Below are 12,563 nucleotides of genomic sequence, written 5' to 3'. Positions count from 1 at the left end.
TATTAATCACTAAGACATAAATTGACCAATTTTGAGCCGAAAAAATTAAAGAATATTTGGACTATTGAAGATAGTATTTCGACTTATAACATAGACAAATGGGGAGATAAATATTTTTCTATAAATTCCAAAGGAAATATATCAGTAACTAAAGATATAAAATCTGAAAATAAGATTGATCTTTTTAAGCTTGTCAAAGAACTTAAGAGTAGAGAAATAAATCCTCCATTAATCATAAGATTTAATGATATCTTGAAAGATCGCATAAATGCATTACATGACTCTTTTTTAAAAGCAATAAAAACCTATAAATATAAGAACATTTATCAAGGCGTTTTTCCTGTCAAATGTAATCAACAGAAAAATGTCCTAGAAAAGATAATAGAGTTTGGTAGCCAATGGAATTTTGGTTTAGAAGTAGGAAGTAAATCAGAACTATTAATTGGCCTTGCACTTCTTGAAAACCAAAATTCATTATTAATATGCAACGGATATAAAGATAAAAAATATATTGAGATTGCTACTTTGGCCAGAAAACTCGGCAAAAATCCAATAATAGTTATTGAACAACGAGATGAGGTAAAAAGAATTATTCAAGCAGTTCAAGAACTTAACGCGACTCCATTGATAGGAATTAGAGCAAAGTTATCAAGTAAAAGTAGTGGTAGGTGGGGTAAATCTATTGGAGATAATTCCAAATTTGGATTATCAATCCCAGAAATTATGTTGACAATAAAAGAACTAAAAGAAGCAAATCTTATCAACGAAATGAAATTGCTCCATTTTCATATAGGCAGTCAAATAAGTGATATTGCTGTGATCAAAGACGCATTACAAGAAGCGAGTCAAATATATGTTGAACTATGCAAACTAGGAGCCCCAATGCAATATATCGACGTTGGGGGAGGATTAGGAATAGATTTTGATGGAACTAAAACCTCCTCCAACACCTCTACTAATTATTCTCTTCAAAATTATGCTAACGATGTAATTGCAACTATTAAGGATTCATGTGAATTAAATAATATCAAGCATCCAACCATAATCTCAGAAAGTGGAAGAGCAATAATTAGTCATTGTTCAGTTTTAATTTTTAATGTCTTAGGAACAAGCCATGTCAGTTCCAAACTACAAATTTTTGATAAAAAAAATCAACAATTAATAATTTCAAATTTACTTGAAACTTTCTATGAATTAAAAAAACTTAAAAATAAAAAAATAAATTTATCTCAAATAATTGAACTATGGAATGATGCAAAAAAGTTTAAAGAAGATTGCTTAGTCGCTTTTAGATTAGGATTTTTAAGTTTGGCAGAAAGAGCTTATGCCGAAGAACTTACTTGGGCTTGCGCAAAAGAAATTTCTAATAACCTGAATAATGATGAAATCAATCACCCTGATTTATCTGAAATTACAGAAACTCTTGCATCAACTTATTATGCAAATTTATCTATCTTTAAATCTATTCCCGATAGCTGGGCAATAAATCAGATTTTTCCAATAGTACCAATACATAGGCACTTAGAGGAGCCGTTCTGCAAAGGCAACTTTGCAGATTTAACTTGTGATTCAGATGGGAAACTAAATAATTTTATTGATGATGGAAAAATTAAATCATTACTAAATTTACATAAGCCAGAGGAAGATAAAGATTATCTAATTGGAATTTTTATGACTGGAGCCTATCAAGAAGCATTAGGAAACTTGCACAATTTATTTGGTAGTACAAACGTTGTTCATATAGACATAAATCAAGATAATTCATATAAGGTCAAAAATATTATTAAAGAGGACAGTAAATCTGAAATTTTACAATTATTAGATTACAGTTCAGCTTCTTTGGTTGAATCTATAAGAATTAATACTGAATCAGCAATTGATCAAAAAAAATTAACTATTGAAGAAGCAAGGAAATTAATGGATCAAATCGAAATTAGTCTCAGAAAAAGTAGTTATTTATCAGAATGACTATCTAATGTTTTTTGCAAATAATTTTTAGCATAATCTAGAGCATCACTTAACTTATCAATATCTTTAGCACCTGCTTGAGCAAAGTTAGGCTTTCCTCCTCCACCTCCCGAACAAATTCTTGCAATCTCATTAATTAATTTACCTGCATGCAATCCTATTTTTACTGCATCATCACCTAAAGAAACTACAAATAACAACTTTCTATTTTCTGGATTTGGTATTCCCCCAAGAATCACTATTGCTTTATTTCCCAAATGAGAAGTTAAATTAAGTGCTGCAGATTGCAAAGAATTCCCATCTAAGCCATCAATCTGATTTACTAAAATTGAAAAAGAATTTACTATTTCTGCGGATGATTTTATAGAAGAGTATTTAAAATATGCAATTTCATCTTTCATTTTTTGTATCTCTTTATTCTTATTAATAAGCTCTGCTTGCAAATTATTAACCCTTTCAAAAAGTTGATTAGGATTTGCTTTTAACAAATCACTTAGTTGATTTACTAAAGCATTTCTATCACTGAAATAGTCTAATGCTGATTGGCCTGATAATGCTTCGATTCTTCTGACTCCAGCTGAGATTCCTTCCTCACTAATTATTTTGAAAGAACCTAATTCGGATGTAGTTTTAACATGTGTGCCACCACAAAGTTCCATTGAAACTCCTGGTACATTAACAACGCGCACTTCATCATCATATTTTTCTCCAAACATGGCGACTGCGCCCTTTTCAAGAGCCTCACTCTTAGACATATTTTTTATTTCTAGGGCATGATTTTCCATAATCCAAGAGTTAACTAAAGTCTCAATCTTAGAAATTTGATCTTTAGAAATAGGATTAGAGGAATTAAAGTCAAATCGTAATTTATTAAAGGCTACTAATGAACCTTTTTGTCCAACACTTTCATTAACAACTGATTTAAGTGCAGATTGTAATAAATGAGTAGCTGTATGATTTGCAGCAGCCTTAGCTCTATTAGAGGAGCTAACATTAGTCTTAACTTTTTGTCCAATAGTTAATATTCCTTTTTTGATCGTTCCATAATGTAAAAAAACATTTTTCTTTCGCATAACATTATCAACCAAGACCTCTACATCTTTTGAAAATATCGTTCCAATATCACCAACTTGCCCGCCAGATTCTCCATAAAAAGTTGTCTGATCAAGAACAATTAAAACTTTCTGACCTTCACTTGCTTGCTTAACTAATGTTGAATCCAAGAATATACCCTTTATTTCAGCTTCCGAAAGGAGTGACTTATAACCATTAAAAACAGTTTTGTTAAAAAGATCTATTTCTCGCTCTAATGATCCCTCTAATGTCAAATCAATATTACTTGAAGCAGCTTTAGCTCTCTCTTTTTGTGCATTCATTTCTTCTTCAAAACCCTTTACATCTACACTGATACTATTTTCTTCAGCAATTTCTACAGTAAGTTCTAGAGGAAATCCATAAGTATCATAAAGTTCAAAAGCTTTAAAACCAGAAATTAATTTCTGCCCTGAAGAAATTAACTCATCTAGCAATTTCTCTCCTCTTTCAAGAGTTTCCCTAAATCTTATTTCTTCAATTTTTATCTCATTCAAAATTAAATCATTATTATTTTTTAAATCAGGATAATTATTTTGCATTAAATTGATCCCGACAGTAGCAATATGAGGTAAAAATTCATTTGTTATACCTAATAATCTCCCATGTCTGACCATTCTTCTAATAAGCCTTCTTAATATATATCCCCTGCCGAGATTACTTGCTGCTACTCCATCAGAAATTAAATGAATAACAGCTCTTGTATGATCACCAATGATTTTTAAAGAAATTTTGTTTTTATCATCTGAAGAAAAATAATCAATATTTGCAATCTCACAAATTTTTTGAATAATAGGAAAAATTAAATCTGTCTCATAATTATTTTGCTTTTTTTGTAGTATTTGAGCCATCCTTTCAAGACCCATTCCTGTATCAATATTTTTAAATTTTAAATCTGTCAATTTTCCATTAGGATCACGATTATATTGCATAAAAACAAGATTATAAAATTCAATAAAACGATCTCCATCTTCTAAATCAATATTCTGCAGACCCTTTTCAGGATGAAAATCATAATAAAGTTCTGAACAAGGTCCACATGGACCTGTTTTGCCAGATGACCAAAAATTATCTTCCTCACCTAGTTTCACTATCCTATCTGGATGAATACCAATTTCATCTCTCCAAATTTTTGCAGACTCTTCGTCTTCGTGAAAAACACTCACAATTATATTTTCAACAGAAAGTTGATAAATATTAGTAACTAATTCCCAAGCCCATTGAATAGCCTCTCGTTTAAAATAATCTCCAAAAGAGAAATTACCAAGCATTTCAAAAAAAGTGTGGTGTCTAGCTGTAACTCCAACGTTTTCTATATCGTTTGTTCTGATGCACTTTTGGCTAGATGTAGCCCTTTTTGATGGTCTTTCTTTTAAACCTAAAAAAACTGGTTTAAAAGGTAGCATTCCAGCAATTGTGAGCATAACCGTAGGGTCATCTGGAATCAAAGATGCACTTGGAATGATTTTATGTAATTTTTCACTGTAAAATTTTAAAAAAGCATTTCTTATCTCATCTCCAGTAACTATTTTTTTAATTAGTTGAGATGTCATTTATCCAGAATAAGAAGATTAAAAATTAAAGAAAAGCGTAATTTCGGTTATTTCGCAAAAATAATCACGCGAATTTATATTCTATATAACTAAAGTTAATTTATAAAGCTAATTATTCTATGATAGCCTCTGCCCAGACAAGTAATTCTAAATTGGCACAAACTAATAACAAGTTGACGGTTCAATCTCAAAACTTTGCTGATGATTCTTGTGCCATAAGATCTTTGGATTGGGATCGCAGTAGATTTGATATTGAATTTGGTTTAAGAAATGGAACTACTTACAATAGTTTTATTATTAAAGGCGAGAAACTAGCAATTATTGATACTAGTCACGCAAAGTTCGAAGAATTATGGTTTGAAGAATTACTGAAAAAGGTAAATCCGCAAGAAGTTGATTATCTAATTACTAGCCATACAGAACCTGATCATTCTGGTTTAATAGGTAATCTTTTAGAATTAAACCAAAATATCACAGTAGTTGGATCAAAATTAGCACTTAAATTTATTGAAGACCAAATACATATTCCCTTTAAACGTCTAGAGGTTAAGAGTGGAGAGTTTTTAAATCTCGGAACTAATCCTAATAGTGGTTTAGAACATAATATTGAATTTATAAGTGCACCAAATTTACATTGGCCAGATACCATATTTTCATATGATCACAGCACAAATGTTCTCTATACATGCGATGCATTTGGACTCCATTATTGTTCTGACGAATTTTTTGACACTGATCAAAAAGAAATATACGATGATTTCCGTTTTTATTACGATTGCCTTATGGGTCCAAACGCTAGAAGCGTTATGCAGGCAATTAAAAGAATAGATAAGCTACCTGAATTAAAAACAATAGCTGTTGGTCATGGGCCTTTGCTCCATAATCAGGTCAATTTTTGGAAAGGAAAATATCTAGAATGGAGTAGTAATAAAAGCAAAGGCAATGATTTTGTGTCAGTCTGCTACATAAGCGACTATGGTTATTGTGATCGACTAAGTCAAGCGATATCTCATGGAATAAGTAAAGCAGATGCACAGGTTCAATTAATTGATTTAAGATCTTCTGACCCGCAAGAATTAACAAGTTTAATTTCCGAATCAAAAGCAGTAGTCATTCCCACATGGCCAGTAGACTCAGATAATGAATTAAAAGAATCTCTCGGTACTTTATTTGCAGCACTAAAACCAAAACAATTTACTGCAGTTTATGATGCATTTGGTGGAAATGATGAACCTATAGATTCCTTAGCAAATAAATTAAGAGAACTTGGTCAAAAAGAAGCTTTCTCTCCCTTAAGAGTTAAAAATATTCCAGATCCCATTGTTTATCAACAATTCGAAGAAGCTGGAACTGACTTGGGTCAATTGATCAATAAAAAGAAGAATATTGCCTCTATGAAGAGCCTTGATTCAAATTTAGATAAAGCGTTAGGGAGATTAAGTGGAGGATTATATGTAGTTACAGCGAGCCAAGGCGAAGGTTCTACATTTAGACAAAGTGCAATGGTCGCAAGTTGGGTTAGTCAAGCAAGCTTTTCTCCACCAGGTATTACAGTTGCAGTAGCAAAAGATAGAGCTATTGAATCATATATGCAAGTTGGGAAAGGTTTTGTTGTGAATATCTTGAGAGAAGATAACTATCAAAAAATGTTCAGACATTTTTTAAAAAGATTTGCCCCTGGAGCTGATAGATTTGCAGATGTAGATGTAATTAGCAACATCGCTGAAGGAGGACCAGTTCTCTCAGATTCACTCGCCTTTTTAGATTGTAAAGTTAGTTCCAGACTAGAGACTCCAGACCATTGGATAATTTACGGAATTGTTGAAAATGGTAATGTTTCTGACTTATCATGCAAGACAGCAGTTCATCACAGAAAAGTTGCTAATCACTATTAGAAAATAAGTCTTTAAAATGTCAGATATTAATATAGGCTTACTTGCAGAAAATCAAAATTTATCAGAATTTGAAATTACTGAAAATTTTTCTTGTGTAAGATTCTTAGACCAAAATAAAGAAAGATTTGAACTTGAATTTAACCTTGAAAAAGGAACCTCTTTTAATACTTTTTTCATTAGAAGTCATGAGGAACTTTTTATTATTCATCCACCTGAGAAACAATATTTAAATTCATTTAATAAAGTAATTTCTAGGTTTTGCGATCAATTTAAATTAGATAAAATCAACTTCATTTCTGGTCATATTAATCCCCAAATTATTGAAACTATAAAAAATATAAGTACCCAATTTCAAAACACAACTATTACTTGCTCTAATCCAGGTTATAAACTTATTAGCGAACTTTGGAATCAAAGAAATCCTACCTTAGAAAACTTTATTGAAATTCAATTACCTAAAATAAACATAATCAAAAAAGAACTTAATTTAGAATTAGATAACATTTCACTAGAGTTAATTCCTATTCCAACAGCACGTTGGCCTGGTGGCCTGATAATTTATGAACGTAATCAAGAAATACTTCTTAGTGAAAAAATTTTCTCTGCACATATTGCATCTAAATATTGGTCTGAAACAAATCGAGTTAGTACAGAAATTGATAGGAAACATTTTTATGATTGCTTGATGGCACCAATGTCTAATCAAGTAGTATCAATAACTGAAAAAATTGCAGATTATGACATTAAAACTATTGCACCATTACATGGTCCCGCGATCGAATATAGCTTAAAAAGCTTTTTAAATGACTATATTAGATGGGGAGAGAATCTCTCAACAAATAATCCTAAGATCGCTCTGATATATGCAAGTGCATATGGAAATACAGCCTCAATAGGTGATGCATTGGCTAAAGGGATAAATAGAACCTCTGTAGAAGTTGAAAGTATTAATTGTGAATTTACACCTAATGATGTACTTGTAAAATCTATCCAAAATGCTGATGGATATTTAATAGGCTCACCCACATTGGGTGGTCACGCCCCAACTCCAATAGTTAGTGCACTAGGAACATTGTTAGCAGAGGGTAATAGAGATAAGCCAGTGGGAATTTTTGGTAGTTTTGGCTGGAGCGGCGAAGCTATAGATTTACTTGAAACAAAATTAAAAGACGGTGGTTTTAAGTTTAGTTTTGACCCTATAAGGATTAAATTCAGTCCAAATAAACCAAAGATTAAAGAGTTAGAAGAAATAGGAACTCACTTTGGAAGAAAAATTATAAAAAAAGCAAAGAAAAAACCCAGAAAATCAGATACTGGAATGATTACAAGCAAAACGGATCCAAAGCTACAAGCTCTTGGAAGAGTAATTGGTTCACTTTGTGTCCTGACAGCCTCTAAAGGCAAAGATGAGAATAATATTAAAGGAGCCATGCTTGCATCTTGGGTTAGTCAAGCAAGTTTTTCTCCGCCTGGGTTAAGTATTGCAGTAGCAAAAGATAGATCGGTAGAGTCTCTTCTGCAAATAGGAGATTCATTCGCATTAAATATTCTTAGTGAAAAAGATTTTAAAGAACCTTTGAAAAGATTCACAAAGCCCTTTGCACCTGGAGAAGATAGATTTGAAGGAATAAATATTGAATTAACTCCTAATGAACAGATAATCATTCCTGAATCGCTCGCATGGTTAGATGCTTCTGTAAAAGAGAGAATGGAATGTGGAGATCATTGGGTAATTTACGCCGAAGTACTACACGGTAATATACTAAAATCCGATAGTCTAACGGCAGTTCATCACCGCAAAACAGGTGCTAACTATTAAATTTATTTATCTAATTTATGACTGAAACAAAAGATCTAATAATCATTACGGCTAGTTGTGGTAAAAATCTAGAACTTTCTGAAAAATTTCTTGAAAAAAGTAATGAACTTAAAATAAGTTCTGAAATTTTAGATCTTACCACTCTTGATATTCCATTATTTAATCCAAGAATTCACAGCAAAGAAAATATTCCAAATGAAATAGAAGAATTAAAAAAAAAGCTTTTCAAGATTGAAAGGTGGGTGATTTGTGCGCCTGAATATAATGGATCTATACCTCCCATTCTCTCCAACTTCATAGCATGGCTTTCTATTTCGGGAGATGACTTTAGGAATTTATTTAATGGTCAACCGATTGCAATTGCAACATTTTCTGGTGGCATAGGGTTAGAACTGCTGACCTCATTACGCATTCAATTAGTGCATTTAGGAAGTCAAGTATTAGGGAGACAACTTTTGTCCTCATATAGTAAACCTATAGATACAAAAACTATTGAAGATATTATTCAAAGACTTTTACAAATGAAAAAATTAAAAACATAAACATTTAAAACCTAATAAAATTTCATTCTTTTTCATTCCAAACTTTCAAAATTTCTCTAGCCATAGGCAGTGCATGAACAGATCCCCCACCAGGAGTATTTTGTGCAAAAGCAACTACAAGTAATTCGCTTTTTTCAGAGGGAGTAAAGCAAACGAACCAAGCGTGATCTAAGCCACCTTCACCATCTTCAGCAGTTCCAGTTTTGCCTGAAACTGGAGGTAAATTTGAAACTCCATAATTAATTGATACTCCTGTGCCAGACTCTACTACTTTCCTGAGACCACTTTTTATCAACTGAATATTATTTGAATCAATATCGATTTTAATAAGTTTTTTATCTGAAAGATTTTCTTCATCTTTTTTAACTAAATAGGGAGTAACTAGATAACCTCCATTTGCAATTGCAGCATATGCTCTAGCTATTTGAATAGGAGTAACTTGAACAACAAATTGTCCAATAGACATACTCGCAATATCTTCTGGAACCCAAGGGGTTCTTCCTGGTTGCCCCCATCCTCTGCCTTCTTTAGCCCATTCACTACTAGCTACTAATCCTATATTTTCTTGTTCAGAAATTTCAATTCCAGATAAAGAATTAAAACCAAGCTTTCGTGAGACCTTATGAATTTCATCAACTCCTACTCCATAACCTACTTGATAAAAAAATGTATTACTAGAAACTCTTAAAGCATCTTCATAACCTATTACCCCAAAGCCTAAATCATTATGCTCTCTAAAACATTGACTCCCATAAGTTATACATGGTTTCGTATCTAACATGGTTTCTCTAGGGAATTTTCCACTTTCCAAGCCAGCTAAAGCCGTTACAATTTTCCAAACGCTTCCTGGATCGTAGGCATTTAATGCTCTATTAAATAAAGGTTTTTCAGGAGAATTAAAAAGTTTATTATATTCTTTCTCAGGTTTAAAATCCTTTGAGAAAAAATTTAAATCAAATGTAGGTTTACTTGCCATTGCTCTTATTGCACCATCTCTTGGATCCATTACTATTATGGCTCCAGCTTTTTTATCTTTAAGAACTTCCTCAGCAACTAATTGCAGATTAAGGTCGATTGTTAGTTCAATATCATTACCTTGTACTGGAGGTCTTATACCCAATGATCTTTGAAATTTTCCTAATGAATTTACTTCAACCATTTCTCCACCCCATTCACCTCTTATAAAATCTTCGTAAACATATTCAATTCCTGTTCTTCCTATTAAGTCATTTAATTTATAACCCTTCTTAGATAAGAATTTATATTCTGATTCAGTAATTGGCTGAGTATAACCAATTACATGGGCAGCAAGGGATTTATAAGGATAATTTCTAATTAATTTGGTAGCTATTTCAAAACTAATTAAATTACCTTCATTCTCCTTAAATTTTATTAATTGATCTACATTTAAATCATCAAGAATAATTACTGAAAGTTTCTGATTTTTTAGACCATCAGAGTATTTTTTTTGAATTACATTACTATCAATATTTAACAAGTTAGAAATACTTGATTTATGTTTTTCCCAATTGCTTTTATTAACAGATTGAGGCTTTATTATTAAAGAATATTTAACTCTACTATCTGCTAAAACATAACCATTTTTATCTAGTATTCTTCCGCGTATTGGCTGTGAAGCAATAAGTCTGATCCTATTCTCATCTGACATCTTCTTAAAAGATTCATAATTTAAAAGTTGTAAAAAAATTAACCTAAATAGAATCAATAAAAACGAAATAGAAGAAAAAATAAGTAAGACTAGTGGTTGTCTTTTTAATGAAATAAGTTTTTTATTAGGACTTGTTTTTATCAAAAATATAAATTTATTTAAATATTGTTTTTTCCAATAAAGCAATGGTTGATTTTATCTCTTTAAGTCTATTGATTAAATCTTGAAAATCACTATCTTCATTGTTCAGATCGAACTCGTCATTTTCAAGATTATTTGAATTTAAATTTTCACTCATAAAACTTATACTTTTTAAGCAATTATTTCAATTAATGGAATTCTAAATAATAAATTTATTTTTTCAAAATTTTATTAAATTAAATATTCAAAAAGATCAAAAAAAATTAATTTAATTGATCTATATTTTGTTCAAAATAAGGATTACAACTATTCTTTGATATCCCTAAAGACCATCCAATAAATGAAGAAATAAATATTGTGACGATTAACGGCATAATTGCTTGTTGAGTATTTACAAGGCTAAACCATTCCCTCCAGCTACTAAAAAATCTTTCTCTTTGAAATTTTCTTTTTTCATTTTCTAATAATCTCGCTTTTTTGGCGAAAGATTTTGTTACCCACTTTTCGAAAGGAATCTTTTTTATAATCGCCATTTTTCTCTCCACTTCTAATAATTGTCCGGAACTAAGATAAGGATGAAATGTACTTATCAATTCAAGAGTTTTTAAAAACATCTCAACAGTTGCATCTTTTATGAGCTTTTGCTCATGACTTAAATCAGCCCACTCTATTTCTGGATAAAAACGGTTCCTGTTTGGTGAAATTTGATCCTCTGACATTTGACCAGGTTCTCTAAGCCATCTATTAGTATTTTCGTCAAATCTCCGCCAATATAAAAAAGGATTAATAAAAATTGTTTTACCAGATACTTTGACTACATCTTGTTGAAGATGATTAGTTATCTTTCTTTCAGAATTTTTCGATTTTATCAAAAGTCTAAATTAATAATCTAATTAAAGATTATCTTTTATTCACTATTTTTCCAGAAATATAAAAAATTATCCCATGAATATTAAGTTATCGATAACTGCCAACGCTTCTTTAAATAATTACAGTATTCGCAATTTAAGGAAGGTTTTGGAAAAACATCCGAACGTAATAAATTGACCGTATCAATTATCTTATTTTCTACCCATGAAGTAGAACAATCTAATTTAATTAGATGTACGTCAAAATTTAATTGGTTATTAAATAACTCTTCATTTTTCTTTCCATTGAAATATAAAAGATAAGCTTCTTTAGCTACTTGAAAACCGTTTTTTTTAAATAACCACTGATACATTTCTAATTGTCTCTTATAAGCTTTTGCATATTCGTATTTATTAAAAGTCTCAGACCAATCAAAATTATTTCTAGATGTTGCTTTTACATCAACGATAATAAGATCACCATTTTTTTTCTGCCAAATATCATCCACAGCTCCACCAAAATCATAATTATGTTCAATTGACTTATATCTTATCCCTTGAAAATTACTTCTCCAACGTTCTAAATCTTTGTGTTTAAAAGGAACAGCATCAATACCATATTCAATAAATAAAGGATGCGGCTCCTGAATTTTTCTGTAATAATCAAATTCATTTTTACATAAATTATCTACAGCTATATTTAAAGTAAATGGTAATGATGGTGGTTTTATTTGATATTTTTTGTCAAGTACACAACATCTTGGACAACTAAGATATTTCTCAACAGTAGATCGACTTAATTTAATAATATCAGGCATTACACTTTAAATCTCATTTAAAAATTTCTTGCTTAAATAAAAAACTTTAAATTTTTTAAAAATTTGAAGACTTACTCCCACTCAATAGAAAAGGCATTTTTTACCCCTTTTAAACTACTGGTATGATTAATTTCTTCCAATAGAACAGTTTCGCAGCAAACACGCAGCAAAACGAAGTAGGAATTTTGTATCATCGCAACTCATATTCTTTGATGATT

9 protein-coding genes are annotated in these 12,563 nt (G+C 30.8%); 4 read left to right on the top strand and 5 right to left on the bottom strand.

What is annotated here, in order from left to right; all coding sequences use genetic code 11:
* Positions 1 to 21 precede the first annotated feature (21 nt).
* A complete protein-coding gene (gene speA / locus MK115_RS01885; RefSeq protein WP_287608661.1) occupies positions 22 to 1,968 on the top strand; it encodes a biosynthetic arginine decarboxylase in 1,947 nt (648 codons plus the stop codon).
* On the opposite strand, the gene alaS is transcribed toward speA, so the two are convergent.
* Complete coding sequence (gene alaS, locus MK115_RS01880) at positions 1,953 to 4,613, bottom strand: alanine--tRNA ligase (RefSeq protein ID WP_287608659.1); 2,661 nt, start codon at positions 4,611 to 4,613, stop codon at positions 1,953 to 1,955. The genes speA and alaS overlap by 16 nt on opposite strands.
* Positions 4,614 to 4,732: 119 nt before the next feature.
* On the opposite strand from alaS, the gene MK115_RS01875 reads away from it, so the two are divergent.
* The 3 genes from MK115_RS01875 to MK115_RS01865 are packed head-to-tail and all read left to right on the top strand — an operon-like array spanning position 4,733 to position 8,869.
* A complete protein-coding gene (locus MK115_RS01875) occupies positions 4,733 to 6,508 on the top strand; it encodes a diflavin flavoprotein (protein WP_287608657.1) in 1,776 nt (591 codons plus the stop codon).
* 16 nt (positions 6,509 to 6,524) lie between these two features.
* Positions 6,525 to 8,327 (top strand): flavin reductase, encoded by a 1,803-nt coding sequence (locus MK115_RS01870; protein WP_287608655.1) that lies wholly within the window; start codon positions 6,525 to 6,527, stop codon positions 8,325 to 8,327.
* 17 nt (positions 8,328 to 8,344) lie between these two features.
* Positions 8,345 to 8,869, top strand: a complete 525-nt coding sequence (locus MK115_RS01865) for an NAD(P)H-dependent oxidoreductase (RefSeq protein ID WP_025932877.1) — start codon at positions 8,345 to 8,347, stop codon at positions 8,867 to 8,869.
* A 22-nt stretch (positions 8,870 to 8,891) separates the two neighbouring features.
* Here the strand turns inward: MK115_RS01865 and mrdA are convergent, their stop codons facing one another.
* The 4 genes from mrdA to MK115_RS01845 form a co-directional block, all read right to left on the bottom strand.
* Complete coding sequence (mrdA, locus tag MK115_RS01860; RefSeq protein ID WP_287608652.1) at positions 8,892 to 10,682, bottom strand: penicillin-binding protein 2; 1,791 nt, start codon at positions 10,680 to 10,682, stop codon at positions 8,892 to 8,894.
* A 10-nt stretch (positions 10,683 to 10,692) separates the two neighbouring features.
* The gene (locus tag MK115_RS01855; RefSeq protein ID WP_287608651.1) at positions 10,693 to 10,836 is read right to left on the bottom strand and encodes a hypothetical protein; all 144 of its coding nucleotides are present in this window, start codon (positions 10,834 to 10,836) and stop codon (positions 10,693 to 10,695) included.
* Positions 10,837 to 10,942: 106 nt separating this feature from the next.
* The gene (locus MK115_RS01850; protein WP_287608649.1) at positions 10,943 to 11,551 is read right to left on the bottom strand and encodes a DUF8672 family protein; all 609 of its coding nucleotides are present in this window, start codon (positions 11,549 to 11,551) and stop codon (positions 10,943 to 10,945) included.
* An 80-nt stretch (positions 11,552 to 11,631) separates the two neighbouring features.
* A complete protein-coding gene (locus tag MK115_RS01845) occupies positions 11,632 to 12,345 on the bottom strand; it encodes a PD-(D/E)XK nuclease family protein (protein ID WP_287608647.1) in 714 nt (237 codons plus the stop codon).
* Between the last annotated feature and the right edge of the window lie 218 nt (positions 12,346 to 12,563).

Source organism: Prochlorococcus sp. ALOHA_ZT_50 (assembly GCF_022447305.1).
Lineage (GTDB): Bacteria > Cyanobacteriota > Cyanobacteriia > PCC-6307 > Cyanobiaceae > Prochlorococcus_A.
This window is presented reverse-complemented; position numbering and strand designations above follow the sequence as displayed.